Below are 25,980 nucleotides of genomic sequence, written 5' to 3' on the forward strand. Positions count from 1 at the left end.
CCGTCATTAGGAAAATCGATGTTCGACTATAAGCTGCTGGCCGCGCTCGCTGCAGTGATCGAGCAAGGTGGTTTCGAACGTGCAGCGCAGGTGCTGGGGCTGTCGCAATCGGCTATTTCACAGCGCATCAAGCTGCTCGAAGCGCGGGTCGGCCAGCCGGTGCTGGTGCGCGCCGCGCCACCGAACCCGACCGAGGTAGGGCGCCAGTTGCTCAACCATGTGCAGCAGGTGCGGCTGCTCGAACGTGACCTGCAGCGCCAGGTACCGGCACTGGATGAGGAAGGCATGCCAGAGCGTCTGCGCATTGCGCTCAACGCTGATAGCCTCGCGACCTGGTGGGCAGGCGCGGTGGGTTCGTTCTGCGCCGAGCAGCAGGTACTCACGGACCTTGTGGTGGAAGACCAGGAAGTCGGCCTGAAGCGCATGCGTGCCGGGGAGGTGGCGGCCTGCCTGTGCGGCAGTGAGCGGCCGGTGGCCGGCGCCCGCAGCATGCCGCTGGGCGCCATGCGCTACCGGGCGCTGGCCAGCCCTGCATTCATGGCACGTTATTTCCCACTGGGCTTCGAGGCCCGGCGCCTGGCCCGCACGCCGGCTATCGTCTACGGCCCGGACGATTTTCTGCAGCACCGATACCTTGCTTCTCTAGGCATCGAGGATGGCTTCCTGCACCACCTTTGCCCGTCGTCCGAAGGCTTCCTGCGCATGACCGAAGCCGGCCTGGGCTGGGGCCTGGTGCCTGAGTTGCAGGCCCGTGAGCAGTTGAGCGGTGGGCGACTGGTGGAAATTTGTGCCGATACCCCCATCGACGTGCCGCTGTACTGGCATCATTGGCGCAACGGCGGGCAACTGCTCGCGCAACTGACCGAACACCTGCGGCACACGGCACAGCGTTGGCTGGTGCCCTTGTAGTGACGGCCGGCGTCTGTTGCATCTGAAATCTGAGGCGGAGTGTTACATGCGAATTCTGGTCACTGGCGCGAGCGGCTTCATCGGCGGGCGCTTTGCGCGCTTTGCCCTGGAGCAAGGCCTGGATGTGCGGGTCAGCGGCCGACGCGCCGAGGGCGTCGAGCACCTGGTCAAGCGCGGTGCGCAGTTCATCCCCGGCGACCTCGGTGACGCCGAACTGGCCCGGCGCCTGTGCCAGGGCGTGGAGGCGGTGGTGCATTGCGCGGGGGCGGTGGGCACCTGGGGGCGCTATCAGGATTTTTACCAGGGCAATGTGGTGGTCACCGAGAACGTGGTCGAGGGCTGCCTGAAGGAGCATGTTCGTCGCCTGGTGCACCTTTCGTCGCCCTCGATCTACTTCAATGGCCGTTCGCGCCTGGATATCCGCGAAGACCAGGTGCCGCGCCGCTTTCACCATCATTACGCGCAGACCAAACACCTTGCTGAACAAAAGGTCTTCGGCGCCCAGGAGTTCGGGCTTGAAGTTCTGGCGCTGCGCCCGCGCTTTGTAACAGGAGCCGGTGATGCCAGTATTTTCCCGCGGCTGATGCAGATGCAGCGCAAGGGCCGTGTGGCGATCATCGGCAACGGCCTGAACAAAGTCGATTTCACCAGCGTGCACAATCTCAATGAGGCACTGCTTGGCGCGCTGTTCGCCGATGATCGCGCGTTAGGGCAGGCTTACAACATCAGTAATGGCCAACCGTTGCCATTGTGGGATGTGGTCAATTACGTAATGCGCCAGATGCAGTTGCCGCAGGTAACCCGTTATCGCGCCTACGGCCTGGCCTACAGCATGGCGGCGCTGAACGAGGCCGCTTGCATGCTCTGGCCCGGGCGACCCCAGCCCACCCTCACGCGCTTGGGGATGCAAGTGATGAACCGCGATTTCACCCTGGATATCAGCCGCGCCCGGCAGTATCTGGACTATCAGCCCAAGGTCAGCCTGTGGACGGCGCTGGATGAATTTTGCGCGTGGTGGAAGCACCAGCCCATTGGCCAGTGAACCAGGCGCCAGGATGATGGTCATCAGTGCGCCGCTTGAGCGGTTTATACTCATGCCTCTTTGCTACTACCGCGGTTGAAACTATCCATGCGTAACGATGCCCACGACGATTTTGATGATGTGCCAACCCTGCGTGCCGGCACTCCGGATGATGACGAACTGTTGCCGGCGCGTGTGTCGCGCAACCGCCAGAAGGCCGTCAGGCCCGCCAGTACGGGCCCTCTGTGGGCATTGCTGGGTGCTGCGTTCATAGCGCTGGCCGGGCTCGGCTGGTGGAGCTTTCAGCAAATCTCGCTGATGGAGCAGCAACTGGTGGCCACTCAGGAAAGCTTTGCGCGCATCAGCGAGGAAGCAGCGGGACGCTTGCAGGCGATCAGTGGCAAGGTCGCTGCCACTGAGAGCTCTACCAGCACCGGCAGCGAGGCGCTCAAGCTGCAGATCCGCCAACTGCAGGCCAGCCTGGCCGAGCAGAGCAAGCAGCAGCAGGGAGTAGCCGGGCAGGCGGGTGATCTGGGCAAACGTCTGGAGCAGGTGCTGGCCGATACCCGCGAGCAGCAAAAGGCGGTAACTGAACTGCAAACCCAGTTACAGGCGCAGTTGAAGGCGGTGAATGCGGAGCTGGCGGCGTTGAAGTCGGGCCAGGTGGATGGCGGCAAGCTTGATGGGCAGCTCAAGAGCCTTAGTGAGGAGGTGGCCGCTCTGAAGAAGCAGGGCAACCCGAAAGCGGCGATCGAGAGCCTGGAGCAGGACGTGCTGGTGTTGAAGAGCCAGGTAGACAATCGCCCGGCTACGGCGGCAGCAAGTGGCGCTTCGGTGCAGGAGTTCGATGCGTTTCGTGGGCAGACCACGCGTAATTTCAATACTCTGCAGAGCCAGATTCAGAATTTGCAGCAGCAGATCAATGCTCGGCCTTGAGGCCTTAGGGCCTTTGGGGAGGGCTTCGCCCTCCTTTCGCGACACAAGGCCGCTCCTACACGAAATTGAGCGGTCGACTGTCGGGGCGGCCTTGTGTCGCGAAGGGCCGCAAAGCGGCCCCGGCGATCTTACTTACAACCGCGGGTAATCGATGTACCCCACCGGCCCTTTTGCATAGAAGGTTTCCGGGTGCGCTTGGTTCAGCGGCGCATCGGCCGCCAGCCGTGCCGGCAGGTCCGGGTTGGCAATGAACGGCACACCGAACGCCACCGCATCCGCCTTGCCACTGGCCAGCGCGGCATTGGCACTGGCCTTGTCGAACCGCTCGTTGACGATGTAAGGGCCACCAAACGCTGCTTTGATCAGCGGGCCGATACTGTCATCGGCTTCCTTCTCCCGAGAGCAGATGAAGGCGATACCCCGCTTGCCCAGTTCCCGCGCTACATAGGAGAAGGTCTCGGCGCGGTCGGCATCACCCATGTCATGGGAGTCTGCGCGCGGCGCAAGGTGCACGCCGACACGGCCTGCGCCCCACACGCCGATGGCTGCGTCTGTCACTTCCAGCAGCAGGCGGGCACGGTTTTCCAGTGAACCACCGTAGCGGTCGGTGCGCTTGTTGGTGCTGCTCTGCAGGAACTGGTCGAGCAGATAGCCGTTGGCACCGTGGATTTCCACGCCATCGAAACCGGCAGCCTTGGCGTTCTCTGCGCCACTGCGGTAAGCCTCGACGATGTCGGCGATCTCTTCGCTTTCCAAGGCCCGTGGAGTCGGGTATTCGGTGATCGGGCGCACCAGGCTGACATGGCCCTTGGGCTGGATGGCGCTGGGAGCCACCGGCAGTTCACCGTTCAAATAGCTGGGGTGGGAAATGCGGCCGACATGCCAGAGTTGCAAGAATATACGACCGCCCGCGCCATGCACGGCCTTGGTCACGTTGTTCCAGCCGCGTACCTGCTGGTCGTTCCAGATGCCTGGCGTATCAGGGTAGCCCACGCCCATGGGAGTGACCGAGGTCGCTTCACTGAGGATCAGCCCGGCGCTGGCGCGCTGCACGTAGTACTCGGCCATCAGCGCGTTGGGCACCCGGCCTTCGTCGGCGCGGCAGCGGGTCAGCGGCGCCATGATGATGCGGTTGGGCAGTTGCACATCGCCCAGTGTGATCGGATCGAAAAGCGTGGTCATAACGGGTTACCTGCCTTGTCAAAGCGCTTGGCGCAGTTGTTCGAGGAACGCCTGGATGGTGGCTTCGTTGCGTTTGAAAAAATGCCACTGGCCGACCTTCTGGCTGCTGATCAGGCCTGCGCGCTGCAACGTCGCCAGGTGGGCAGAAACGGTCGACTGCGACAGGCCGCAGCGTTGATCGATCTGCCCGGCACAGACACCGTGTTCGGTGCTGTGATGCTGGGCGGGAAAGTGCGCTGCCGGGTCTTTGAGCCAGTTGAGGATTTCTCGCCGGACCGGGTGGGCCAGGGCTTTTATTATGTCGTCGAGATCGAGAGGCATGGTGTGGGGCTCGTGGTGTAGCGGTATATCGCGATATGGCGAAATATAAATCGGTATTTCGCGATATAGAAATATGAAGTGGTTCTGAGCTGAGCGCGAATCGTTATATCGCGTTATAACGATATACGTATGAGCAGTGCTAAACTGCGCCCATGAACTACCTCGCACACCTGCACCTGGGCGGCCCGGCGCCGCAACAACTGCTTGGCAGCCTGTATGGCGATTTTGTCAAAGGCTCGCTGGAGGGGCGCTTTGCGCCGACGCTGGAGGCCGCCATTCGGCTGCATCGGCACATCGACAGCTATACCGATCAGCACCCGTTGGTGTTGGCGGCGCTGGCGCGGTTCCCCCGGGAGCGGCGCCGCTATGCCGGGATCATTGTGGATGTGTTCTTCGACCATTGCCTGGCGCAGCACTGGGGCGACTATGCCGAACAGTCGCTGGAGCAGTTTACCGGTGCGTTCTATCGCGTGTTGCTGGCCGAGCCCGAGTTGCCAGGGCGGCTGGCACGCATTGCGCCCTTGATGGCCGCAGATGACTGGCTGGGGGCGTATGGCAATTTTTCCACCCTGGAGCAGGTCTTCAACGGCATTGGGCGACGCTTGTCCCGACCTGAGGGCATGATGGGAGTGATGGCGGAGCTTGAGCACTTGTACGAGCCGTTGCTGGCTGATTTCCGTGAGTTCTATCCGCAGTTGCAGACGTTTGCCGCGGCACAGAGGTCTGGCAGATAGCGGTGTGCTGCCAATCAAGCATCAAGCAGCCCGGGCCTGCCGGCGCGCCGCTACCTCGACTTCGCCAACCCCGAACAACGCCATGTGGATAGCCTGCTGCGCCTGAAATGCCAACGCTGCGCGTTCTTTTTCCACGCTGCTGATCGGCTGCAACAGGTGGATGCACACCTCAGCCCGCGGCTCGGCGAATAGCCGCATCAGGTGTGACACGAGGTCATCATCACCAATGAACGGCGCAACCAGGTCAGCCTCGCCGTTGCGCAGGTACTCAATGGCAACAGGCTGCACCGCCACACCTTGATCGATGGCGCCTGCCAGCAAACGCCCATGGAAGGTCCGCAACTGGCGCCCGTCGGTAGTGGTGCCCTCGGGGAAGATCAGCAGCGGCCTGGCGTCGCCCAGTTGTGCGCTGATCTGTTCACGCAAGCGCTGGCTGTCGCCGCCGCCGCGACGGATGAACAATGTGCCGGCTTTCTCTGCCAGCCAGCCAGCCACGGGCCAGTGGCGGACTTCGGCCTTGGACAGAAACGACAGCGGCAGCAGCATGCCGAGCAGCGGGATATCGGTCCAGGACACGTGGTTGCTGACCCACAACATCGGCCGTTTGGGCAGTTCACCGATTACCCGCACGTCGAAGGGCAGGGCAGCGACCAGGCGTTTCATGAACAGGCAGGTCCAGCGCTGGCGACGCTCGCTGGAGGCCTTCATGCCCATGCGTTCACCGATGGCGATCACGCTGGCCATGAGCATGCCGAAGAGCAGCACCAGCAACAGCCTTGCGAGGCGGGCGAACACCCGCAGTTTACGCATCAGACCGCTGCCTTGAAGTGGCGGGCGTAACGTGGGCAGAGGTCATCACGCTTGAGCAGGATGAACACGTCGGCAACCTGGAAGTCCTCATCCCAACAGGGTTCACCGCAGATCTTCGCACCCAGGCGCATGTAGGCCTTCAGCAGCGGCGGCATTTCGGCGATGACATTGTTCGGGAGGGCCAGAGTGGGCAGCGGGTTCTTCGGCTCCGCACGCAGGTGTTCGTTGCACAGGTAGCGCTCACGCAGGCGTTGCATGATGGCATGAGCCTGGACCCCGCCATCCTGCATGGGGATGCTCGCGCAGCCCATCAGGTAGCTGTAGCGGCCCTCGTTGAGTACTTCGGCCAGCTCGCCCCAGAGCACGGCGATGGTGCCGCCGTTGCGGTAGTCGGGGTCGACGCAGGTGCGGCCCAGTTCGAGGATTGGGCCCTGCAGTTGCAGCAGGCCATGCAGGCTGAATTCTTCTTCGCTGTAGAAGCGCCCCAGGCTGCTGGCGGCCTCATGATCGAGTAGACGGGTGGTGGCGACCAGTTCGCCGGTGCTCAGGTCGCGTACACCGATGTGCTGGCAATGTACGTCGTAGTCATCCATGTCCAGGCCCAGTTCAGCGCCCTTGAGCCTGGCCTTGAATTCTGCGCTGAACACTTTGTAGCGCAGGGCCTGTGCTTCCTGCAGGGCCGCGGCGCCGACCAGGCGTTCGGCTTGCAGACGGCGTTCAGTGCTGTTGTCGCCAGAGCGAGCTGTCCGAGTCATTGCGAGTCTCCCTAAGCCAGCCATGAAGGGTTGCGGCCGGCCGGCTTTGTTGTGCAAAGTCAGCCTAGGTAGCCGCGGTGTCACCCCTGTGAACCTTTGGTGATGCTTGCGTGACACGCCCTGAAAAGCGCTTATGAGAGGAGCGTCCGATGGCCTGGTTGCAACGACTCAACGATCCTTTTCGCCAGCCTCTGGCCGGTACTTTGGGTGAGACATATGCCGCGCAGCTCGAGCGCCTCGGTGGGTGCGCCCCGTTCGAGCTGGCGGTGCTGGCTGGGCGCGCCATGGCCACACCCGGCCTGGCGTTTCTCATTGGCTACCAGGCCGCCTTTCGCATGCTGTGGCCTAGCGCCCCTGCCAGTCTCGGCGCGTTATGCGCCACCGAGCGGCGTAGCGTGCGCCCTGCGGACATGCAGACGCGCCTGGAGGGTTTGCGCCTGACCGGCAGCAAGGACTTCGTGACCGCCGGGCTTGACGCCGAATGGCTGCTGGTGGCGGCGCGCAGCGAAGGGCAGGGTGAAGCACCGCGCCTGAGCCTGGGGGTGGTTTATCCGGGTGAGCCAGGGGTGACTCTGGAGGCGTTGCCGACCCTGCCATTGATGCCTGAGGTCGGCCACGGGCGCCTGCAGCTGCGCCAGGCTGCCTGCGAGTTGTTGGCCGGTGATGGTTGGGATGCGTACGTTAAACCGTTTCGCTCACTGGAAGATTTGTACGTGCTGGCGGCGATGGTTGCCTGGTTGTATGGCGTAGCGCAGGAATGCACCTGGCAACAGGAACTGCGGTTGCGCCTGATTGCCTTGTTGGCCGGCTGCGCCGAGGCCAGCCGCCAGTGCGCCGACAGTGTCGGCTGCCATTTGTTGCTGGGGGGCTTGTTTGCGCAGTTTCAGGCACTGAAGGGGGCCATCGACAAAGCGCTGTCGGCCGGACCGGCGCAATGGGCGCAGCTATGGCAGCGGGATCAAGGGGTGATGGCGCTGGCGACGGCTGCTCGGGAAAAGCGCTTGGCCAAGGCTTGGGAGGCTGCCGGATTGTCATGAACGCCTGCCAGGATCGCCTGATCCGTTGAAAACCCGGGTCGCCTTGCGACCCCAAGAGGCGTTTATGTTGAAGACAGGGTTGATGATCCTGGCGGTGGCCGTCGGTTCGGCCAGGGCTGAGGATTGGCCCCTACCGGATTGGCAGGCCGACATCACGGCCATCGACTGGCAGGCTGTCGACAGCTATGCCTTCCCTGAACGCAACGCCACCAAGCGCAGCGGCATTCGCAGCGACGCCCTGCTGATCATTCGCGACGGCCGTATCCTGCACGAACGGTATGCCGCGCCTACCACCGCGAAAACCGCCCACCTGACTTGGTCGGTGAGCAAAAGCGTGCTGGCGACAGTGCTGGGCGTGGCCCAAGGTGAGGGCCGTTTTCAGCTGCAGGACCCTGCGGCCCGCTTTTACCCACCCATGCAAGCACACCCCGACGTGCGTCTGGCCGATCTGTTGCATTGGGCCAGTGGCCTGGCCTGGCAGGAGGACTACGAATACGCACCGCTGAAATCCTCGGTGGTGGCCATGCTCTATACCCGCGGGCGCCATGACATGGCGGCTTATACTGCTGCAAGGCCCGTTGCCGAAAAGCCCGGGCAGCGATTCATTTATTCGAGTGGCGACAGCAATGTCCTGGCCGCCGCATTGCGCGGCATGCTCAAGGGCAGTTCTTACCCTGACTACCCCTGGCAGGCGCTGTTCACCCCGCTGGGCATTCACAGCGCCGTTTGGGAGCGCGATGGCCGTGGCACCTTCGTTGGCTCCTCCTACCTCTACCTCAGTGCCCGCGACCTGGCGCGCATCGGCCTGTTGATGCAGCGTGAAGGGCGCTGGGGTGCCCGTCAGTTGCTGCCGGCAAGCTGGGTTGCCTTCAATCGTACCCTGTTCAGGCAGGCCACACCGCTGCCCGGCGAAGCCAACCCGGGTGGCCACTGGTGGCTCAACCAGCCACTGCCGGGCAGTACTTTGCCTTGGCCTGACGCGCCGGCAGACACCTATGCCGCCCTCGGCCACTGGGGCCAGGCCCTTTACATACTGCCGACCCGCAAGCTGGTCATCGTCCGCTACGCCGATGACCGTGATGGCAGTTACAGCCATAACGAACTGCTAAAGCGTGTGCTGACAGCGCTGGCCAAGGAGGGTGCATGAAGCGCCTGCTGGGGCTGGTGATGGTTGCCTTACTGGGCTGGGCCTGGCTGGAACGCCAGGCATTGGCGGATTTCCCGGGTATTCTTTCGGCTTATTCGGCCAAGGAGTATTGCTCCTGCCGTTTTGTCATGGGCTTGGACCGCGCCTATTGTCGGGGTTATGTAGCGCAGTGGTTGCCGTTGAGCATGCTGGAGGAGGATAGCCAGCAGCGTCTGGTCAGTGCTGCAGGGCTGGGCCAGCGCAATCAGGCGGCATGGCAGGGCGCGCAGGTTGGCTGCCGCTTGCTGCCATGAAGACGGCCGGGTAAGGTTGGCGGTCTGGTTTCACGAGATCTCTCATGTTCAAGCTGCCCCGTCTTTTACCCGTCCTATTGCTGGCTCTGTGCCTGCCCGCCCACGCCAATTGGCACCTCGATGGTGAATCCTCACGCCTTTCATTCGTCACCGGCAAGAACGGCGATACGGCCGAGGTCCATCGTTTTCTGGTACTGCATGGCACCGTCGACCGCAAAGGCGCAGCCGGGCTGCGTATCGAGATGGATTCGGTGAGCAGTGGTATCCCGCTACGGGACGAGCGCATGCGTGAGGACCTGTTCGAGGTCGGTCGCTTTGCCGAAGCGACGGTCAAGGCCCAGCTCGACCTGCGGCCGATAAACGACCTGGCCGACGGCGCGCAGATCGAATTGCGCCTGCCGCTGACCGTTACGTTGCATGGCCAGTCGCACAGCTACAACGCCTTGTTGCTGGCAACCCGCCTCGATGCGCGGCGCTTCCAGGTGGTGACCCTTGAGCCGTTGATACTGCACGCCCACGATTTCGGCCTGCTGCCCGGCTTGGAAACCTTGCGCAAGTTCGCCAAGCTCAAATCCATCAACCCGACGGTACCGGTCAATGCGGTGCTGATTTTCAACGCCCGCTGACATGCCGGGGCCGGTCTTTCCCTGGCGCGATGGCAACCAGTTCGAACTGCTGATCGACGGCCCCGCATTCTTTCCACGCATGCTCCAGGCGATCGTGGGTGCTCAAGCCCAGGTCGATCTTGAGTTGTACCTGGTCGAGGCCGGTGCCTGCGCCGAGGCTGTGGTCGAGGCACTGGAGCAGGCGGCCCGGCGCGGTGTACGCGTGCGGTGCCTGTTCGATGACTACGGCTCGCTCGCTTTCAATTCGGTTTTGCGCCAACGCCTGCTGGATGCCGGTGTGTACCTGCGCTGGTACAACCGCCTGCGCTGGCGCCGCGGCCTGCGTAATCTGTATCGCGACCATCGCAAGCTGCTGCTGGTTGACGAACGCTTGGCGGTGGTAGGTGGTACCGGTGTCACCGATGAGTTCTGGACGCCGGGTGAAGCGACCAGCGAGTGGCATGAGGTGATGGTGCAGATGCAAGGCCCGGTGGTCAGCGATTGGCAGCTGCTGTTCAACCGCCAGTGGCAGGCCAACAACCGCCGTACTGCCTGGCGCCCCGCTGAAGGCTTCGGCCTGCCGCGCCTGCCCAAGGTGCCGGTGCAAGGCCAGGGCATGGGCCGCGTGGCCTATGCCGACGCCCGCCAGCACCGTGACATCTTGCATTCGCTGGTGCGCGCGCTCAACAGCGGTAAACAGCGGGTCTGGCTGGCCACACCTTACTTTCTGCCAACCTGGAGCGTGCGCCGTTCGCTGCGCCGGGCGGCAGGCAAGGGTGTCGATGTACGCCTGCTGCTCACCGGTCCGCGAACCGATCATCCGTCTGTGCGTTACGCTGGCCATCGCTACTACCCTCGATTGTTGCGCGCCGGCGTACGGATCTACGAATACCAACCCTGCTTCCTGCATCTGAAGATGGCGCTGGTGGATGATTGGGTCAGCGTCGGCTCCTGCAACTTCGATCACTGGAACCTGCGCTTCAACCTAGAGGCCAATGTCGAGGCATTAGACCCGCCGCTGACCGCGGCCGTGATCGCCAGCTTCGAGCGCGATTTCGCCCTCAGTGAAGAAGTCGATCTTGACCACTGGCACGCACGGCCACTGTGGCGTCGTTTGAAGCAGCGGATGTGGGGCTGGATGGACCGCCTGGTGGTCAACCTGCTCGACCGTCGTGACTGAAGCAGACTATCGTGCAGTGGTTGTTCCCCAAACTACCGAAGGAGTGGATGCGATGACCGCGAAAAAGATTCTCATGCTGGTGGGCGACTACGTCGAGGACTACGAGGCGATGGTGCCTTTCCAGGCCTTGAGCATGGTGGGCCACACGGTGCATGCGGTGTGCCCGGAGAAAATCGCGGGCCAGACGGTGCGCACGGCGATCCACGATTTTGAAGGCGAGCAGACCTACAGCGAGAAGCCTGGACACAACTTTGCCCTGAACCATGATTTCGTCCAGGTCCGTGCCGAAAGCTACGACGCCTTGCTGATCCCTGGTGGCCGAGCTCCGGAGTACTTGCGCCTGGATGAGCGTGTGCTGGCGCTGGTCAAAGCTTTCGACCAGGCCGGCAAGCCGATTGCGGCGGTTTGCCATGGTGCGCAGTTGCTGGCGGCGGCTGGCGTGCTGGAAGGGCGTGAGTGCAGTGCGTATCCGGCGTGTGCGCCGGAGGTACGTCTGGCAGGGGGGAAGTTCATCGACATCGCCGTGGACCAGGCTCACGTGGATGGCAACCTGGTGACAGCTCCAGCGTGGCCGGCACACCCGGCATGGCTTGCGGCCTTCCTCAAGGTGCTGGGGACGCGTATCAGCTGAGCTGGCCTCGTCGCCGGCTTGCCGGCGCTAGGGCCAGTGGGTTCAACCCACCTGCTCAACCCAGTCATTGAGGTTGTAGTAGTTGCTTACCCGGGCAATTTTCCCGCAGTGAATGTAGAAGAAGGCGCCTGCCGGTAGCACGTAGGTCTGCCCGTTGGCCGCTGGCAACCCCTCATCATCGGCCAGGTACTCGCCATGTACGGTGAACTCGGCCGCCGCCCGGCTGCCGTCGGTATTCTGCATCACCACAATATCGGCCAGGCGCTCGCGGTAGCAGCGGTTCATCTTGTGCATGAACGCGGCAAACCTGGCCTTGCCCATTTGCCGCTCGCCCTGGTTGATGTCGTGAATCACGTCTTCGCTGAGCAATGAAAGGAAGGCAGGCATGTCCCCGGCATTGAAGGCTGCGTAGTAAGCATTTACCAGTTCGGTAGCGGTCATGGAACAGTTCCTGTCGTGTAGGGAAAAGGTGGAGCATTGGTTCGGATGATAGGGTTTCCCCTCAAGCCCGGCTTAGCCGAGCGCGTCATCCACATCGACAAAACGACCGCCAAGCATGGAAATACGCCTGTTGCACGGCGCCGCTATCGCGCCTTACATCGATGACCTCGCTCGCCTGCGCCTGACCGTTTTCCGCGAGTTCCCCTATCTCTATGACGGCACGCTGGAGTATGAATCCGAGTACCTGGCAGCCTATGCTCGCTCGGGCCGCAGCCTGGTAGTGCTGGCCCTGGACAAGGGCCAGGTGGTTGGCGCCTCGACCGGCGTGCCGCTGGTGGATGTTGCGTCCCAGTTCCAGCAGCCGTTCCTGGCGCAGGGGCGCGACCCCGCCAGTGTGTACTACTTTGGCGAATCGCTGGTACTGCCCGAATACCGTGGCCAAGGCCTGGGTGTACGCTTCTTCATCGAGCGCGAGTCCTATGCGCACAAGCTGGCCGAATTCGATTATTGCGCGTTCTGCACCGTCGAGCGCCCTGGCGTGCATCCCAGGCGGCCTGCCAACTACAAGCCATTGCACGGGTTTTGGCGAAACCGGGGCTTCCTGCATGACCCGTCCCTGCGCACTCATTACGCCTGGCGCGACCTGGACGAGCCGGAAAGCAGCAACAAGATCATGTCGTTCTGGCTCAAGGAACTGCCGATATGATCCGTGTGGCGGCCTGCCAGTACGCCATCGAGTTGCATGAAACCTGGGATGCTTATGCCGGGCACCTGCAACGCGTATGCGCCGAGGCGGCGGAGGCGGGCGCTCAACTGTTGTTGTTGCCCGAATACGCCGGCCTGGTGCTCAGTGGCCAGTTGCCTGCCGACCAGCGCGGCGACCTCAAAGCCTCCATTGCCGGTGTCCAGCCGTTGATCGAGCCCTGGTTGGAGCTGTGCGAAGATATCGCCCGGCGCTTGGGTGTCTACCTGCAGCCGGGTAGCCTACCGGTACTGGACAATGATGGGCACTACCGCAACCGAGCCTGGCTATTCGGCCCTGAGGGTGTGCTGGGGCATCAGGACAAACTCATGATGACCCGTTTCGAGCGTGAACAATGGGGCATTACCGCGGGCCAGGGGCTGAGGGTGTTCGATACGGGCCTCGGTCGCCTGGGCATCCTGATCTGCTATGACAATGAGTTCCCGATGCTGGCGCGGCACTTGGCCGAAGCGGGTGCCGACCTGATTCTGGCACCCAGTTGTACCGATACCGAGGCCGGCTACCACCGCGTGCGCATCGGAATTCAGGCGCGTGCGCTGGAAAACCAGATTGCGGTGTTACAGAGCCCGACCGTGGGGTTGGCACAGTGGTCACCGGCGCTGGATGAGAACATTGGGCGTGCGGGATTGTTCGTGCCGCCGGATCATGGCATGCCGGGCAATGGGGTGGTTTGTGAAAGTGAAACGCTGAGCCTTGCGGGCAGCCAGTGGCTGGTATGCGATGTGGATCTGGGAGCGGTCCGGCGGGTGAGGGAGCAGGGGCAGGTATTTACCAGGCGCGATTGGCCTGAGCAGTTCGAGCGGATTGCGTGAATGGGGCCGCAAAGCGGCCCCAATACCGATTACTTGACTTCTACCGCCAGGCTTTCGGCGATCTTGCTCTGCCACAGCGCAGGGCCGGTGATGTGCACCGACTCACCGTTGCTGTCCACCGCGACGGTGACTGGCATGTCTTTGACTTCGAACTCGTAGATCGCTTCCATGCCCAGTTCGGCGAAGGCCAGAACCTTGGACTTGCGGATCGCCTGGGCCACCAGGTAGGCAGCGCCACCGACGGCCATCAGGTACACGGCCTTGTTGTCCTTGATCGCTTCAATGGCGGTCGGGCCACGTTCGGACTTGCCGATCATGCCCAGCAGGCCGGTTTGTTCAAGGATCTGGCGGGTGAACTTGTCCATCCGGGTGGCGGTGGTCGGGCCAGCCGGGCCTACCACTTCGTCACCGACCGGGTCGACCGGGCCGACGTAGTAGATGAAGCGGCCTTTCAGGTCAACCGGCAGTGTTTCACCACGGTTGAGCATCTCGACCATGCGCTTGTGCGCGGCATCGCGGCCGGTGAGCATCTTGCCGTTGAGCAGGATGGTCTCGCCCGGCTTCCAGCTGGCCACTTCTTCCGGGGTGATGTCGTCGAGGTTGACGCGGCGGGCACTCGGGCCGGCTTCCCAGACGATTTCCGGGTAGGCGTCCAGCGACGGGGCTTCCAGCTCGGCCGGGCCGGAACCGTCGAGCACGAAGTGCGCGTGACGGGTGGCGGCGCAGTTGGGGATCATGCACACCGGCAGGGATGCGGCGTGGGTCGGGTAGTCCATGATCTTGACGTCGAGCACGGTGGTCAGGCCACCAAGACCCTGGGCGCCGATACCCAGCTGGTTGACCTTCTCGAACAGCTCCAGGCGGATCTCTTCGAGGCGGTTCTGCGGGCCACGGGCTTTGAGTTCATGGATGTCGATGGACTCCATCAACACTTCCTTGGCCATGACCGCGGCTTTTTCGGCGGTACCGCCGATGCCGATGCCGAGCATGCCAGGCGGGCACCAGCCGGCACCCATGGTCGGGACGGTCTTCAGGACCCAGTCGACGATCGAGTCGGACGGGTTGAGCATGGCCATCTTCGACTTGTTTTCCGAGCCGCCGCCTTTGGCTGCCACATCGACTTCGACCTTGTCGCCTGGGACGATCGAGTAGTGGATGACGGCTGGAGTGTTGTCCTTGGTGTTCTTGCGGGCACCGGCCGGGTCGGCCAGGATCGAGGCACGCAGAACGTTTTCAGGCAGGTTGTAGGCGCGACGCACACCTTCGTTGATCATGTCGTCGACGCTCAGGGTGGCGCCGTCCCAGCGCACGTCCATGCCGACGCGCACGAATACGGTGACGATACCGGTATCCTGGCAGATCGGGCGGTGGCCGGTGGCGCACATGCGCGAGTTGATCAGGATCTGGGCGATGGAGTCGCGCGCGGCAGGCGACTCTTCACGCAGGTAGGCCTCGTGCATCGCCTGGATGAAATCGACGGGGTGGTAGTACGAAATGAATTGCAGGGCGTCGGCGACGCTCTGAATCAGGTCGTCTTGCTTGATCACGGTCATGCAGCGCGCTCCTCTTAAAGACGGGAACATTCGTAAAGGCCTTCCGACACTGCACACCTGCGTGTCGAAACGCCTGGCAAGGCGTCGACAGGTCAGGCCGACGCAAAAAGGCGCGGCAGTATAGCGCGCCTGTGCCTGCGAAACACCTGCGTGTGGTCTGGACCATGGTCGGCAGGCGATGGGCATCCTTTTTGCTGCCGATGCCGGCTTGCCTTAGAGTGGCGATGTATAGCCGGAGAAGTGATGACCATGCCTGAACTCTGTGTGGGCGAGCGCCGCTGGACGGTGCCCACCGGCAGCAATCTGCTCGATGCCCTGAACGACGCGGGGCTGAATGTGCCCTACAGCTGCCGTGCAGGTAGCTGTCACGCCTGCCTGGTGCATTGCCTGGACGGGCAACCCGCCGATGCAATGCCCGAGGCCCTGGCGCTGGAAAAACACGCACAGGGCTGGCGGCTGGCATGCCAGTGCCGGGTGATTGACGACCTGCGCGTAGCGGTGTTCGACCCTCTGCAGGACGGCATTCCTGCACAGGTCTGTGCGCTGGACTGGTCGGGTGATGTGCTGCGCTTGCGCCTGCGGCCGGAGCGGGCATTGCGTTATCAGGCCGGTCAGCATGTGGTGCTGTGGAACGGTCCGGTGGCCCGGCCCTATTCCTTGGCAAGCCTGCCGGGCGAAGATGAGTTCCTGGAGTTCCATATCGACTGCCAGCGCCCGGGCGCCTTTTGCGACAAGGCCCGTGGGCTGCAGGTTGGCGATACGTTGCGCTTGGGGGAACTGCGGGGTGGGGCGCTGTATTACGACCTGGACTGGCAGGCGCAAGCGCTGTGGCTGCTGGCGGCAGGTACCGGGCTTGCACCGTTGTGGGGCATCTTGCGCGAGGCGTTGCGGCAGGGGCATCGGGGGGAAATCAGAGTGATGCATGTGGCGCATGATAACGCAGGGCATTACCTGGCTGAGCCGTTGATGCACATCGAAGGCGTGAGTGTCGAGCAGGTACTGGCGGATCAGCTGGATGCAGCGCTGGCGACATTGCGGCCATCATCGCGGCAGACTATCGCGTTGGTGTGTGGCTCGCCGGGAAGTGTAGAGCGTTTCGCGCGGCGGCTTTTCATTGCGGGGGTACCGAGGAATCAGGTATTTGCCGATGTGTTCGTCGAGCATGCCTGAAGACGGTGTGCAGTGATTGAACCGGCGCCGCAGAGCGGCGCCGGTTGAGGCAGATCAGCCGACCAGCGGATCACCGACATGCAGGATCTTCATGCCGTTGGTACCACCGATGGTGTGGTAGCTGTCGCCCTTGGTCAGGATCACCCAGTCGCCTTGCTCCACCAGGCCACGCTTGAGCAGTTCGTCGACTGCCGCCTGGCTGACCTTGTCGGCCGGCAGCGAAGCCGGGTCGAACGCGATCGGGTAGACGCCGCGGAACATCGACGCACGTGCCTGGGTAGCGCGGTGCGGCGACAGTGCGTAGATCGGTACGTGCGAGCGCAGGCGCGACATGATCAGCGGGGTGTAGCCACTTTCGGTGAGGGCGATGATCGCCTTGACGCCGGGGAAGTGGTTGGCAGTGTACATTGCCGCCAGGGCGATGCTCTCGTCGCAGCGCTCGAAGGTGGTGTGCAGACGGTGGCTGGACTTCTGGCTGGTCGGGTGCTTTTCAGCGCCCAAGCAGATGCGCGCCATGGCTTGGACCGCTTCGATCGGGTAGGAACCGGCGGCGCTTTCGGCCGACAGCATCACCGCATCGGTGTTGTCCAGCACGGCGTTGGCCACGTCGGACACTTCGGCGCGGGTCGGCATCGGGTTCTGGATCATCGACTCCATCATCTGGGTCGCCACGATCACCGCCTTGTTGTTGCGGCGAGCGTGCTGAATGATCTTCTTCTGGATAGCGATCAGCTCAGCGTCGCCGATTTCCACGCCCAGGTCGCCACGGGCAACCATCACGGCATCGGAGGCGGCGATCAGCTTGTCGAGGGTTTCGTCGTCGGCAACGGCTTCGGCACGCTCGATCTTGGCCACCAGCCAGGCGCTGCCGCCGGACTCGTCGCGTAGCTTGCGGGCATACTCCATGTCGCTGGCGTCACGCGGGAAGGACACGGCCAGGTAGTCCAGGTCCATTTCCGCGGCCAGCTTGATGTCGGCCTTGTCTTTCTCGGTCAGGGCCGGCGCGGTCAGGCCGCCACCTTTGCGGTTGATGCCTTTGTGGTCTGACAGCGGGCCACCGATGATCACCACGCAGTGCAGCGCATCAGCGGTAGCGGTCTCGACGCGCATGACCACACGGCCGTCGTCGAGCAGCAGTTCGTCGCCAACGCCGCAGTCCTTGACCAGGTCGGGATAGTCGATACCGACGATGTCCTGGTTGCCTTCGGTGAGCGGGTGGGCGGTGGAGAAGGTGAACTTGTCACCGATTTTCAGTTCGATGCGCTTGTTGCTGAACTTGGCGATGCGGATCTTCGGACCCTGCAGGTCGCCCAGCAATGCGACATGGCGGCCGTTCTTGGCAGCGATTTCACGGATCAGGCGGGCGCGCGCCTTGTGCTCGTCCGGGGTGCCGTGGGAAAAGTTCAGGCGTGCCACGTCCAGGCCGGCGAGGATCAGCTGTTCGATCACTTGCGGCGAGTTGCTGGCGGGGCCGAGGGTGGCGACGATTTTGGTACGGCGGATGGTCATGCACAGACTCCTATAGTGAAGCGCAGCGAAAGGCTACTCCTGAATCGCGCTGTAGTCATTGTTCCGTTGCACTACCTGCAGGCGGGTAAGGTAGGGCAGTTGCAAGCTGCAAGTTGCAAGCTGAAGAAATATACCGGCACGCCGATATACTCTTTATTAAAGGAGATCCCCATGCGAGCCCTGATCGTTTTCGCCCTGGCGGCCAGCGCCGTCGGCTGTACCCGCTGGTCCATGGACCACCATCTGAACAACGCCTATCGTGCGTACGACCGTGGCGATTGCCAACGGGTCATGCTCGAGCTGTCACAAGTCGACCGTACCAGCCGCGCGCGGCCGTTCATCCATCCGGAAGTGTCGTTGCTGCGTGGCCAGTGCCTGGAGCGCCAGAAGCTTTTCGTGGACGCTGCGCAGACCTATGAGTACCTGATCCAGCAATATCCGCGCAACGAGTATGCATACCGGGCCAAGGCGCGACTGCAGACCCTGGAGAAGCTGGGCCACTACCGCGCTGGCGAGGCTGCGATGGCCAACCCGGTGAGTACCTCTCCTTGGCGTTAACACGAAGGTATCGTTTATTTCACGGGATTTGCCGCATGCGCTGCGCTAACCTGTAACTCAGTTGTTACAACAACCGCCAGTACCTCGTATTCCTGGCATCGGGTACGGACTGCAATTGTGACCATGTTCAATCAGCGTCATATCGAACGCCATCAGTTACCTTGCGTACTGAGGGTCTTCAACCGCTTTACCGATCAGCCGATCGGGCAGTTGGGCAATGCCTCGGAAGATGGCTTGATGTTGATCAGCCAGCTGCCGGTGCTGGTGGGGCCCGACTTCGAGCTACAGTTACGCCTGCCGCTGCCCGGTGGCGGCGTTCAGTTCATCAACCTGACCGCCAGTTGCCTGTGGTGCCGTGAGGACCAGACGCCAGGCCATTACGATTCGGGCTTCATGCTGCTGCAGGCGCCGCGCGAGTACGATGATTTCGTGCGTTCATTGCGCGTCTATTTCAGTTTCCATCCGGCCAACGCTTCCGTCTGAGGCCGCGTCCGTTAGAATCGGGGCGACCTTTGATCAGGACGTCCCCGTGACCTCAAGCATTTTCTGGCACGACTACGAAACCACCGGTATCAACCCCCGCTGCGACAGGCCGTTGCAGGTTGCCGGTGTGCGCACCGACTTCGAGCTCAATGAGATCGACGAGCCGATCAGTCTTTATTGCCGCCCTAGCGACGATATCCTGCCGCACCCGGCGGCCTGCCTGGTTACAGGCATCACCCCGCAGCAACTGGCCAGCCAAGGCCTGGGCGAAGCCGAGTTCATGACTCGGGTGCATGCGCAACTGGCCCTCCCCGGGACCTGCGGCGCCGGTTACAACACCTTGCGCTTCGACGACGAAGTTACCCGCTACAGCCTGTACCGCAACTTCTTCGACCCGTATGCCCGGGAGTGGCAGGGCGGCAATAGCCGCTGGGACTTGATCGATGTGGTACGCACTGCTTATGCCCTTCGCCCTGAAGGCATCGTCTGGCCGCAACAGGACGGGCGCACCAGCCTGCGTCTTGAACTGCTCAGCAAGGCCAATGGCATCGATCATGGGCATGCACACGAGGCACTTTCCGACGTGCGGGCTACCATCGCTCTGGCACGCTTGATCCGGCACAAGCAACCCAAGTTGTATGAGTGGCTGTTCCAGTTGCGCAGCAAGCACAAAGTGATGGAGCAAATCCGTCTGCTGCAGCCGTTGGTGCATATATCGGGGCGCTTCTCGGCGGCGCGCAGTTATCTGGGGGTGGTCTTGCCTTTGGCCTGGCACCCACGTAATCGCAACGCGCTGATTGTGTGCGACCTGCAACAGGAAACCCTACCCTTATTAAGGGAAAGTGCCGAGGTAATTCGGGAACGCTTGTACACCCGCCGTGAGGAATTGTCTGACGGGCAATTACCCATACCGCTGAAGTTGGTGCAGATCAATCGCTGCCCGGTAGTGGCCCCGCTCTCGGTATTGCGCGCGGCCGATCAGCAACGGCTCGGTATCGATTTGGCGCTCGTACAATCACGCGCTGAAGAGTTGGCCAATCAACAGAACGCTTGGCAACACAAGCTGGAACACATTTACGGCAAGGAAGACTTTGTCCCGAGTGAAGATCCGGAACAGCAATTGTATGAAGGGTTTCTCGGCGACCGCGATCGCCGGCTGTGCGAACAAGTAAGAACGCTGGACCCTGCACAGTTGGGGCAAGGCCACTGGATGTTCGATGACCCGCGCATGCCCGAGTTGTTATTCCGGTATCGGGCGCGCAACTTCCCGGAGACCTTGAATAGCGAAGAGCGGCAACGCTGGTATGGTTTCTGCCAGCAGCGATTGAGCGATCCGCAATGGGGTGCGCCGAACACGCTTGGTGACTTCGAGCAGGCACGCCAAAGCGCCTGGGCCAACGCGGACGAGGCAGGGCGGCAGGTATTGGATGCCTGGCAGGCGCATGCCCGACAACTGGCCGAGCAATTTGCCATCAATTTTTGAGTGGTTTTGTACAGGTAAACAAAAACGCCGGCATCGTGCCGGCGTTCTTGTTTTAAGCAGTACAGCGATCAAGCGGACAATCAGTCCAGCAGGGTCGCCCAGCTTTCAACCACGTCGCCACCCCATTTGGCTTTCCACTCTTTCAGGGTTTTGTGGTTGCCGCCTTTGGTTTCGATCACTTCACCATTGTGCGGGTTCTTGTATTGCTTGACCTTGCGCGCACGTTTGGTGGCGGTGGTCTTGACTGCGCCACGTGGCCCTTTGCTCAGTTTCGATTCTGGGTCGAGCAGGGCAATGACGTCGCGCAGCGATTTGGAGTATTCGCCCATCAGTGTGCGCAGTTTGCCTTCGAACTCCAGTTCTTTTTTCAGCTTGTCATCCTGCGACAGGTTGGCCAGGCGGGCCTGAAGTTCCTTGATGGCTTCTTCGGTGGCGCGGTATTCGTTGATCAGGGACATGGAGTGTTCCTTAATGCGTGTTCGGAATGTGTGGAGCAATAATAGACAGGCGAAACTCTCAAGTAAACCTATTAATCAGTTCGTCAACTGTTTATGTGGCTGTGACAAAATATCTCAAGGTTAAAAAAATATTTACATTAGCCCCCGTAATTCGTCATGTTTCGCCCTCGCTGTTGCTGCGTGCCGCTGCTTGCGTGTAAGCGAGGAGGCGGCGGTGGCGGGGTGCAATGATTACTGCGTTTTTCCGGGCGTGCCGCTAGAATGAGCGCCTTTGCGAAGTTCTGGAGTCTTATTCATGCGCACCTATCGTCTGGTGATCGCTTGCCCCGACCGTGTTGGTATCGTGGCGAAAGTCAGTAATTTCCTGGCTTTGTACAATGGCTGGATCAACGAAGCGAGCCACCACTCCGATGAGCAGAGCGGCTGGTTCTTCATGCGCCATGAAATCCGCGCCGAATCGCTGCCATTCGGTATCGAGGCTTTCCGTGAAGCCTTCTCGCCCATCGCCGAAGAGTTTTCCATGGCCTGGCGCATTACTGACTCGGCTCAGAAAAAGCGTGTGGTGCTGATGGCGAGCCGCGAATCCCACTGCCTGGCTGATCTGTTGCATCGCTGGCACACCGATGAACTGGATTGCGAGATCCCTTGCGTGATTTCCAACCACAACGACCTGCGCAGCATGGTCGAGTGGCACGGCATCCCGTTCTTCCATGTACCGGTCGACCCGAAAGACAAGGCGCCTGCGTTTGCTGAAGTGTCGCGCCTGGTTCAGGAGCATGCGGCTGATGTGGTGGTGCTTGCGCGTTACATGCAAATCCTGCCACCGCAGCTGTGCCAGGATTACGCCGAAAAAGTCATCAACATCCACCACAGCTTCCTGCCGTCGTTCGTCGGCGCCAAGCCTTACCATCAGGCCGCCCTGCGTGGGGTGAAGCTGATTGGTGCGACTTGCCACTACGTGACTGAAGAGCTGGACGCCGGCCCGATCATCGAGCAGGACGTGGTACGCGTGAGCCATGCCGACAGCATCGAGGACATGGTCCGCTTCGGCCGCGACGTCGAGAAGATGGTGCTTGCCCGTGGCCTGCGCTATCACTTGGAAGACCGCGTGCTGGTGCACGGCAACAAGACTGTCGTGTTCGATTGATACCGGCTTTGGGGCTGCAGCGCAGCCCCGGCTATGCAGGGGATCTCACATGCCCAGCGCACGCAACAAACCCACCGCATCAGCACCGCCCATCCTCGGTGAAGGCTGCCTTTCCCGCTACGACCCCGACGCCCTGAGCGAACAGGACGGCACCGATTTCCCCGGCGCCGCCGAGCTCTGGCGCCAACTCAACCCGCCTGACGCCGCCAGCGCTCCAGCAGGGGGCGCGCTAGCAGGCAGACAAACACCGGCCCACCGGCCAGCAGATAAAAATAGAAAGTGACCGCTCGCCAGATCAGGATCGCTGCGGCAGCTGTGGAGCTGCCCACCAAGGGCGTCAACAGGCTGGCCGATGTCAGCTCGGCGGCCCCGGCTCCGCCCGGCAGCAGGCTGAACTGCCCGGCGCTGAGCGAGAGCATCTGCACCAGAAAGCTCGGAATCCACGACAACTCCACGCCCAAGCCTCGCAATACCAGGTACAGCACGCTGTAGCGCAGGCTCCAGTGCGCGCAGGTGAGGGTAAACACAAACGCTAGTGTGCTTTTGGGGAGCCGCCAGGTCTGTGCCAAGGCATCGATGAAATGCAACACCTTGCGTGCCCAGCGCCGTTTGCGCGCCGGCGCTATCCTCATGCGCTGCAAAAGCCGCCCATTGAAGCGCATCACCGTCCGTCGATAACGTAGCAGCGCCAAAATTGCCACCAGTGCCGAGCACAGCAGCAGGGCGCTGCCCAGCAGCATGTCCTGCTGGCTGCGGCCAAGGGTGTGGAACAGTGCATAACCGGCTATTGCCAGCATGGCACAGAAGAAGAACAGCAGGTCGTTCAACTGATCCATGGCAAACACCGCGCCGCTGCGTGCCGGGCCGATACGGTCACGCGCCAGCAACGCCATGAGTGTCAGCGGCCCACCGCTGCCGCCTGGGGTGGTGCAAATGGCGAATTCGGTGGCCATCACTACGCCGAGGCTGCGTAGATGTCCAAGCTTTGTTCCCTGCTGGCCAAGCAGCAGACGCAGGCGCACGGCATTGATTACCCAGCACAGCAGGATTATGCCCAGCAGAGTCAGCATCAGGCCGAGGTCGAAGGCCTTGATCCTGGGCAGCATTTCGCTCCCCCCCAGCAGGGCCGGTATCACCATGGCCATCACCAGAGCCATGGCCAGCCAGCCCAGACGGTTCATCCGTTTGCCTGGCGCTGTAGCCAGGCCGACTTGGTCAGGGGTTCGCGCCCTTGCATCAGCAGCTTGTCCAGCGTTCGCAGCCAGTAATCTCGTGACGAGCGGTGGCGCATATCCACCGGATGCAGCCCAAGGCGAAGGGTTTCAGCGTTGCGCCAGCGCCTGCACTGCCAGTCACAGACCGTCTGCGACACACGGCGGCGCCAGGCGCTACGGGCACTCCAGACCAAGCCAGGGGCATTGAACGCGGCGAAGTCGGGCAAACGATAGAGGTGCTGCGGGGTGCTGGTGTAGCGCAACGGCAGTTGGCTCAGGGCCTGGCGGGTCCCTTGGCTCATCAGCCAGGCCGGGGCGACGAAACCGGCGACGGGCCAGCCTTGCCGGGCGAAGACTTCAAGGCCGGCCTCCAGGCGTTGCATGGCCTGCGCTTGGTTCAAGGCATAGAACTCGCCTTCATGGGTGTACAGGCGGCGCATGAAGTACTCACGCAGGCTGCTCGGCGATGGCCCATCGTCGGTGTGATACAAGCCATGCAGCGCAAGTTCATCGCCACGCGCCAGGCGTCGTTCGAGCAAGCGGCAGAATGCGGGGGAGCCTGCCAGCGGGTTGCGGTGATGGAAGTTCGGCACTACCAGCCAGGTCATGGGTACATGGCCCATTTCATCGACCGCCTGAACGAAGGGCTGGTAGTCCGGCCAGGTCTCGGGCGAGATGTCGTGCAGCACAAGCATCAGGCTGCCCGGCGCGGCGCTGGGCTCAAGCATGGGCGCGTACCTGCGGTTGATGGCCAAGCACCGCTTGATAGTGCTGCAGCAGACCGGCGACGACATTATCCCATGAATAATGCTGCTCCACATGGCAGCGGGCCTGGGCCCCGAGCTTGCGCACGCCGGCTTCGAACACCTCACGCACTGCAGTGGCCATGGCCTGCCCATCGTTTGCCCGGCACAGGCGCCCGCACTGCTCATTGACGATCTCGCCGAAGGCCCCGGCGTGCACGGCCACCACGGGAGTGGCGCTGGCCATTGCTTCAAGGATGACCAGGCCGAAGGTTTCCTGGTCGCCGGCATGCACCAGCAGGTCTGCGCTGGCCACCAGCCTGGCGACGTCCTGTGGCGCGCAGAAGTGATTGATCACGCTGACGTTGTCAGGGACGTTGGCTGGCATGTTCGAGCCCACCAGCAACAGGTGGTAAGGGCGGCCAAGGCGCTGTATGCAATCGAGTAGCACGGGCAGGTTTTTTTCCCGCGAGCCACGGCCGGCGAAGATCAGCAGGCGGGTGGTATCGGGGATACCCAGTTCGGCGCGCAGTTGCGGGTCACGGTGTTGCGGGTTGAACGTGGCCAGATCGACGCCCAGGCGCTGCACATGGACATCGCGCACGCCCAGGCGGCGAAGTTTGTCGGCCATCACCTGGCTGGGCGCCAGCACTCGGTCGAAATTTCCGTACAGCTTGCTGACATAGGCTTCGACATTTGGCGTGAACCAGTTGCCCATACGGTTGCTGACCAGCAGCGGCAAGTCGGAGTGATAGAAACCGATCACGGGTACATCCAGCTGACGCCGCGCCTCAAGGGCCGCCCAGGCGGTCAGGTAGGGGTCACCCACCTCGATGAGGTCGGGCTTGAGGCCGCGCAGTACATTGCACCAGGGGGCCAGCCGCACCGGGAAGCGGTAGCCTTTGCCGAACGGCAGGGGTGGAGCCGGAACCTGATAGATGCCGTCTTCCTGGCGAGCGCTGGCTCCGGGAATCAACAGGCTGTGGCGTACGCCCTCAATGGCGTCGAGACGGTGGTGTTTGGCATCAAGATAAGTGCGTACGCCGCCGCTGGCCGGGGCGTAGAACATGGTGATGTCAGCGATGTGCACGATCAGCATCCCTCCGGGATCGACTTTTGGTCCGTCATCGGGCTGTAACAGGCCGGGGATGACGCGCCTAAGGTTGACCTACCTGAAGGATAGTTTGTTCGGTTGGGTTGGGTGGGAGCTGCAAGCTACAAGCTACAAGCAAAAGGTGGCGCCATACCCGCTTTTACTTGCAGCTTGCAGCTTGCGGCTAGATGCGGAAGCTGCCTACCAGCTGTTTGAGGCGGGTGGCCTGCTGCTCCAGGTCCGAGCACGCACGCAGGGTAGCTTGCAGGTTCTCGACCCCTTCCTGGTTGAGCATGTTGATCTCATTGATGTCCATGTTGATCGAGTCGACCACGGCTGTCTGCTCTTCGGTTGCAGTGGCCACCGACTGGTTCATGCCGTCGATTTCACCGATGCGCACGGTCACGCTGTCCAGTCGCTCACCCGCCTGGTTGGCGATCGCCATGCTGTCTTGGCTGTGGCGCTGGCTCTGGCCCATGGTATCGACCGACTCGCGCGCACCAACCTGCAGTTCCTCGATCATCGCCTGTACCTGTTGCGCCGACTCCTGGGTACGGTGCGCCAGGTTACGCACTTCGTCTGCGACCACGGCAAAACCGCGCCCGGCTTCTCCAGCCCGTGCGGCTTCGATGGCGGCGTTCAGCGCCAGCAGGTTGGTCTGCTGGGAGATACTGGTGATCACTTCGAGGATCTGGCCGATGTTCACCGTCTTGCTGTTGAGCGTCTCGATGTGCGCGCTGGAGGTGACGATCAGGTCCGACAGGCGATTCATCGCCTCGATATTGCGCGTCACTACCTGCTGACCTTCTTCAGCCAGCAGCCGTGCAGAGCTTGCATGCTGCGAGGCCTGGGCGGCATTGCCGGCGATTTCCTGGGCGGCGGCACCCAGTTCATTGATGGCCGCGGCAACGCTGTTGGTGCGGTTGGACTGCTCGTCCGAGTTGGTCATCGACGAGTTGGAGGCGCTGATCACGCGTAGCGCCACTTCGTTG

The 25,980-nt window shown here is 62.2% G+C and carries 29 protein-coding genes; 17 read left to right on the forward strand and 12 right to left on the reverse strand.

Annotation, left to right across the window (positions count from 1 at the left end; genetic code table 11):
• Positions 1-18 precede the first annotated feature (18 nt).
• From JET17_RS04975 to JET17_RS04985, 3 genes are all read left to right on the forward strand, one after another.
• Positions 19-909, forward strand: coding sequence for a LysR family transcriptional regulator ArgP (locus JET17_RS04975; RefSeq protein WP_012312904.1), 891 nt, complete (start codon positions 19-21; stop codon positions 907-909).
• Between the two features lie 46 nt (positions 910-955).
• Entirely contained in the window at positions 956-1,951 is a 996-nt protein-coding gene (locus JET17_RS04980) for an NAD-dependent epimerase/dehydratase family protein (RefSeq protein ID WP_012312905.1), read from the forward strand.
• Positions 1,952-2,038: 87 nt separating this feature from the next.
• On the forward strand, positions 2,039-2,866 hold the full coding sequence (locus tag JET17_RS04985; RefSeq protein WP_012312906.1) for a hypothetical protein: 828 nt from the start codon (positions 2,039-2,041) through the stop codon (positions 2,864-2,866).
• 132 nt (positions 2,867-2,998) lie between these two features.
• Here JET17_RS04985 and JET17_RS04990 read toward each other — a convergent pair whose 3' ends face one another.
• The gene (locus JET17_RS04990; RefSeq protein WP_012312907.1) at positions 2,999-4,048 is read right to left on the reverse strand and encodes an alkene reductase; all 1,050 of its coding nucleotides are present in this window, start codon (positions 4,046-4,048) and stop codon (positions 2,999-3,001) included.
• Between the two features lie 18 nt (positions 4,049-4,066).
• On the reverse strand, positions 4,067-4,369 hold the full coding sequence (locus tag JET17_RS04995; protein WP_012312908.1) for an ArsR/SmtB family transcription factor: 303 nt from the start codon (positions 4,367-4,369) through the stop codon (positions 4,067-4,069).
• Between the two features lie 152 nt (positions 4,370-4,521).
• Here JET17_RS04995 and JET17_RS05000 point away from each other — a divergent pair, with 152 nt between their 5' ends.
• Positions 4,522-5,103 carry an ACP phosphodiesterase gene (locus JET17_RS05000; RefSeq protein ID WP_012312909.1) on the forward strand — a complete coding sequence of 194 codons (582 nt, stop codon included), beginning with the start codon at positions 4,522-4,524 and terminating at the stop codon, positions 5,101-5,103.
• Between the two features lie 21 nt (positions 5,104-5,124).
• Here the strand turns inward: JET17_RS05000 and JET17_RS05005 are convergent, their stop codons facing one another.
• Positions 5,125-5,913 (reverse strand): lysophospholipid acyltransferase family protein, encoded by a 789-nt coding sequence (locus tag JET17_RS05005; RefSeq protein ID WP_012312910.1) that lies wholly within the window; start codon positions 5,911-5,913, stop codon positions 5,125-5,127.
• Positions 5,913-6,668 (reverse strand): L-ornithine N(alpha)-acyltransferase, encoded by a 756-nt coding sequence (olsB, locus tag JET17_RS05010; protein ID WP_012312911.1) that lies wholly within the window; start codon positions 6,666-6,668, stop codon positions 5,913-5,915. Before olsB ends, JET17_RS05005 begins: the two co-directional genes overlap by 1 nt.
• Positions 6,669-6,817: 149 nt before the next feature.
• Here olsB and JET17_RS05015 point away from each other — a divergent pair, with 149 nt between their 5' ends.
• From JET17_RS05015 to JET17_RS05040, 6 genes are all read left to right on the forward strand, one after another.
• A complete protein-coding gene (locus JET17_RS05015) occupies positions 6,818-7,705 on the forward strand; it encodes a hypothetical protein (protein ID WP_012312912.1) in 888 nt (295 codons plus the stop codon).
• 64 nt (positions 7,706-7,769) lie between these two features.
• On the forward strand, positions 7,770-8,852 hold the full coding sequence (locus JET17_RS05020) for a serine hydrolase domain-containing protein (protein ID WP_012312913.1): 1,083 nt from the start codon (positions 7,770-7,772) through the stop codon (positions 8,850-8,852).
• The gene (locus JET17_RS05025; RefSeq protein ID WP_012312914.1) at positions 8,849-9,145 is read left to right on the forward strand and encodes a hypothetical protein; all 297 of its coding nucleotides are present in this window, start codon (positions 8,849-8,851) and stop codon (positions 9,143-9,145) included. Before JET17_RS05020 ends, JET17_RS05025 begins: the two co-directional genes overlap by 4 nt.
• A 44-nt stretch (positions 9,146-9,189) precedes the next feature.
• The gene (locus tag JET17_RS05030; RefSeq protein ID WP_012312915.1) at positions 9,190-9,771 is read left to right on the forward strand and encodes a YceI family protein; all 582 of its coding nucleotides are present in this window, start codon (positions 9,190-9,192) and stop codon (positions 9,769-9,771) included.
• Between the two features lies 1 nt (position 9,772).
• Positions 9,773-10,930: a phospholipase D-like domain-containing protein gene (locus JET17_RS05035; RefSeq protein WP_012312916.1), complete on the forward strand. Its 1,158-nt coding sequence runs from the start codon at positions 9,773-9,775 to the stop codon at positions 10,928-10,930.
• Positions 10,931-10,982: 52 nt separating this feature from the next.
• Complete coding sequence (locus JET17_RS05040; protein ID WP_012312917.1) at positions 10,983-11,561, forward strand: DJ-1/PfpI family protein; 579 nt, start codon at positions 10,983-10,985, stop codon at positions 11,559-11,561.
• Positions 11,562-11,603: 42 nt separating this feature from the next.
• Here JET17_RS05040 and JET17_RS05045 read toward each other — a convergent pair whose 3' ends face one another.
• Positions 11,604-12,002, reverse strand: coding sequence for a nuclear transport factor 2 family protein (locus tag JET17_RS05045; protein WP_012312918.1), 399 nt, complete (start codon positions 12,000-12,002; stop codon positions 11,604-11,606).
• A 115-nt stretch (positions 12,003-12,117) separates the two neighbouring features.
• Here JET17_RS05045 and JET17_RS05050 point away from each other — a divergent pair, with 115 nt between their 5' ends.
• On the forward strand, positions 12,118-12,708 hold the full coding sequence (locus JET17_RS05050) for a GNAT family N-acetyltransferase (protein ID WP_012312919.1): 591 nt from the start codon (positions 12,118-12,120) through the stop codon (positions 12,706-12,708).
• On the forward strand, positions 12,705-13,577 hold the full coding sequence (locus JET17_RS05055) for a carbon-nitrogen hydrolase family protein (protein ID WP_012312920.1): 873 nt from the start codon (positions 12,705-12,707) through the stop codon (positions 13,575-13,577). Before JET17_RS05050 ends, JET17_RS05055 begins: the two co-directional genes overlap by 4 nt.
• A 29-nt stretch (positions 13,578-13,606) precedes the next feature.
• Here JET17_RS05055 and JET17_RS05060 read toward each other — a convergent pair whose 3' ends face one another.
• The gene (locus tag JET17_RS05060) at positions 13,607-15,130 is read right to left on the reverse strand and encodes a fumarate hydratase (protein WP_012312921.1); all 1,524 of its coding nucleotides are present in this window, start codon (positions 15,128-15,130) and stop codon (positions 13,607-13,609) included.
• A gap of 249 nt (positions 15,131-15,379) precedes the next feature.
• Here JET17_RS05060 and JET17_RS05065 point away from each other — a divergent pair, with 249 nt between their 5' ends.
• On the forward strand, positions 15,380-16,300 hold the full coding sequence (locus JET17_RS05065) for an iron-sulfur-binding ferredoxin reductase (RefSeq protein WP_042111889.1): 921 nt from the start codon (positions 15,380-15,382) through the stop codon (positions 16,298-16,300).
• Between the two features lie 54 nt (positions 16,301-16,354).
• On the opposite strand, the gene pyk is transcribed toward JET17_RS05065, so the two are convergent.
• Positions 16,355-17,809, reverse strand: a complete 1,455-nt coding sequence (gene pyk, locus JET17_RS05070) for a pyruvate kinase (RefSeq protein ID WP_012312923.1) — start codon at positions 17,807-17,809, stop codon at positions 16,355-16,357.
• Positions 17,810-17,980: 171 nt separating this feature from the next.
• Here pyk and JET17_RS05075 point away from each other — a divergent pair, with 171 nt between their 5' ends.
• From JET17_RS05075 to sbcB, 3 genes are all read left to right on the forward strand, one after another.
• Positions 17,981-18,367 (forward strand): hypothetical protein, encoded by a 387-nt coding sequence (locus JET17_RS05075; RefSeq protein WP_012312924.1) that lies wholly within the window; start codon positions 17,981-17,983, stop codon positions 18,365-18,367.
• A gap of 123 nt (positions 18,368-18,490) precedes the next feature.
• Complete coding sequence (locus JET17_RS05080; protein ID WP_012312925.1) at positions 18,491-18,850, forward strand: PilZ domain-containing protein; 360 nt, start codon at positions 18,491-18,493, stop codon at positions 18,848-18,850.
• Between the two features lie 46 nt (positions 18,851-18,896).
• Complete coding sequence (gene sbcB, locus JET17_RS05085; protein WP_012312926.1) at positions 18,897-20,333, forward strand: exodeoxyribonuclease I; 1,437 nt, start codon at positions 18,897-18,899, stop codon at positions 20,331-20,333.
• Between the two features lie 80 nt (positions 20,334-20,413).
• On the opposite strand, the gene mvaT is transcribed toward sbcB, so the two are convergent.
• Entirely contained in the window at positions 20,414-20,791 is a 378-nt protein-coding gene (mvaT, locus tag JET17_RS05090) for a histone-like nucleoid-structuring protein MvaT (RefSeq protein ID WP_012312927.1), read from the reverse strand.
• Positions 20,792-21,086: 295 nt separating this feature from the next.
• Here mvaT and purU point away from each other — a divergent pair, with 295 nt between their 5' ends.
• Positions 21,087-21,938: a formyltetrahydrofolate deformylase gene (gene purU, locus JET17_RS05095; RefSeq protein WP_012312928.1), complete on the forward strand. Its 852-nt coding sequence runs from the start codon at positions 21,087-21,089 to the stop codon at positions 21,936-21,938.
• Positions 21,939-22,126: 188 nt separating this feature from the next.
• On the opposite strand, the gene JET17_RS05100 is transcribed toward purU, so the two are convergent.
• From JET17_RS05100 to JET17_RS27685, 4 genes are all read right to left on the reverse strand, one after another.
• A complete protein-coding gene (locus JET17_RS05100; RefSeq protein WP_012312929.1) occupies positions 22,127-23,119 on the reverse strand; it encodes a lysylphosphatidylglycerol synthase transmembrane domain-containing protein in 993 nt (330 codons plus the stop codon).
• The gene (locus JET17_RS05105) at positions 23,116-23,880 is read right to left on the reverse strand and encodes a DUF2334 domain-containing protein (RefSeq protein ID WP_012312930.1); all 765 of its coding nucleotides are present in this window, start codon (positions 23,878-23,880) and stop codon (positions 23,116-23,118) included. Before JET17_RS05105 ends, JET17_RS05100 begins: the two co-directional genes overlap by 4 nt.
• A complete protein-coding gene (locus JET17_RS05110; RefSeq protein WP_042111194.1) occupies positions 23,873-24,994 on the reverse strand; it encodes a glycosyltransferase family 4 protein in 1,122 nt (373 codons plus the stop codon). The genes JET17_RS05105 and JET17_RS05110 overlap by 8 nt, the downstream gene beginning before the upstream one ends.
• A 178-nt stretch (positions 24,995-25,172) precedes the next feature.
• A complete protein-coding gene (locus JET17_RS27685) occupies positions 25,173-25,937 on the reverse strand; it encodes a methyl-accepting chemotaxis protein (protein WP_420094543.1) in 765 nt (254 codons plus the stop codon).
• Positions 25,938-25,980 lie beyond the last annotated feature (43 nt).

The organism is Pseudomonas putida, from assembly GCF_016406145.1.
Lineage (GTDB): Bacteria > Pseudomonadota > Gammaproteobacteria > Pseudomonadales > Pseudomonadaceae > Aquipseudomonas > Aquipseudomonas putida_E.

Coding starts and splice junctions, on each gene's coding strand:
- JET17_RS04975 (WP_012312904.1), top strand. CDS start 19: ATGTTCGACTATAAGCTGCTGGCCGCGCTCGCTGCAGTGATCGAGCAA.
- JET17_RS04980 (WP_012312905.1), top strand. CDS start 956: ATGCGAATTCTGGTCACTGGCGCGAGCGGCTTCATCGGCGGGCGCTTT.
- JET17_RS04985 (WP_012312906.1), top strand. CDS start 2,039: ATGCGTAACGATGCCCACGACGATTTTGATGATGTGCCAACCCTGCGT.
- JET17_RS04990 (WP_012312907.1), bottom strand. CDS start 4,048: ATGACCACGCTTTTCGATCCGATCACACTGGGCGATGTGCAACTGCCC.
- JET17_RS04995 (WP_012312908.1), bottom strand. CDS start 4,369: ATGCCTCTCGATCTCGACGACATAATAAAAGCCCTGGCCCACCCGGTC.
- JET17_RS05000 (WP_012312909.1), top strand. CDS start 4,522: ATGAACTACCTCGCACACCTGCACCTGGGCGGCCCGGCGCCGCAACAA.
- JET17_RS05005 (WP_012312910.1), bottom strand. CDS start 5,913: ATGCGTAAACTGCGGGTGTTCGCCCGCCTCGCAAGGCTGTTGCTGGTG.
- olsB (WP_012312911.1), bottom strand. CDS start 6,668: ATGACTCGGACAGCTCGCTCTGGCGACAACAGCACTGAACGCCGTCTG.
- JET17_RS05015 (WP_012312912.1), top strand. CDS start 6,818: ATGGCCTGGTTGCAACGACTCAACGATCCTTTTCGCCAGCCTCTGGCC.
- JET17_RS05020 (WP_012312913.1), top strand. CDS start 7,770: ATGTTGAAGACAGGGTTGATGATCCTGGCGGTGGCCGTCGGTTCGGCC.
- JET17_RS05025 (WP_012312914.1), top strand. CDS start 8,849: ATGAAGCGCCTGCTGGGGCTGGTGATGGTTGCCTTACTGGGCTGGGCC.
- JET17_RS05030 (WP_012312915.1), top strand. CDS start 9,190: ATGTTCAAGCTGCCCCGTCTTTTACCCGTCCTATTGCTGGCTCTGTGC.
- JET17_RS05035 (WP_012312916.1), top strand. CDS start 9,773: ATGCCGGGGCCGGTCTTTCCCTGGCGCGATGGCAACCAGTTCGAACTG.
- JET17_RS05040 (WP_012312917.1), top strand. CDS start 10,983: ATGACCGCGAAAAAGATTCTCATGCTGGTGGGCGACTACGTCGAGGAC.
- JET17_RS05045 (WP_012312918.1), bottom strand. CDS start 12,002: ATGACCGCTACCGAACTGGTAAATGCTTACTACGCAGCCTTCAATGCC.
- JET17_RS05050 (WP_012312919.1), top strand. CDS start 12,118: ATGGAAATACGCCTGTTGCACGGCGCCGCTATCGCGCCTTACATCGAT.
- JET17_RS05055 (WP_012312920.1), top strand. CDS start 12,705: ATGATCCGTGTGGCGGCCTGCCAGTACGCCATCGAGTTGCATGAAACC.
- JET17_RS05060 (WP_012312921.1), bottom strand. CDS start 15,130: ATGACCGTGATCAAGCAAGACGACCTGATTCAGAGCGTCGCCGACGCC.
- JET17_RS05065 (WP_042111889.1), top strand. CDS start 15,380: ATGCCTGAACTCTGTGTGGGCGAGCGCCGCTGGACGGTGCCCACCGGC.
- pyk (WP_012312923.1), bottom strand. CDS start 17,809: ATGACCATCCGCCGTACCAAAATCGTCGCCACCCTCGGCCCCGCCAGC.
- JET17_RS05075 (WP_012312924.1), top strand. CDS start 17,981: ATGCGAGCCCTGATCGTTTTCGCCCTGGCGGCCAGCGCCGTCGGCTGT.
- JET17_RS05080 (WP_012312925.1), top strand. CDS start 18,491: ATGTTCAATCAGCGTCATATCGAACGCCATCAGTTACCTTGCGTACTG.
- mvaT (WP_012312927.1), bottom strand. CDS start 20,791: ATGTCCCTGATCAACGAATACCGCGCCACCGAAGAAGCCATCAAGGAA.
- purU (WP_012312928.1), top strand. CDS start 21,087: ATGCGCACCTATCGTCTGGTGATCGCTTGCCCCGACCGTGTTGGTATC.
- JET17_RS05100 (WP_012312929.1), bottom strand. CDS start 23,119: ATGAACCGTCTGGGCTGGCTGGCCATGGCTCTGGTGATGGCCATGGTG.
- JET17_RS05105 (WP_012312930.1), bottom strand. CDS start 23,880: ATGCTTGAGCCCAGCGCCGCGCCGGGCAGCCTGATGCTTGTGCTGCAC.
- JET17_RS05110 (WP_042111194.1), bottom strand. CDS start 24,994: ATGCTGATCGTGCACATCGCTGACATCACCATGTTCTACGCCCCGGCC.
- JET17_RS27685 (WP_420094543.1), bottom strand. CDS start 25,937: ATGACCAACTCGGACGAGCAGTCCAACCGCACCAACAGCGTTGCCGCG.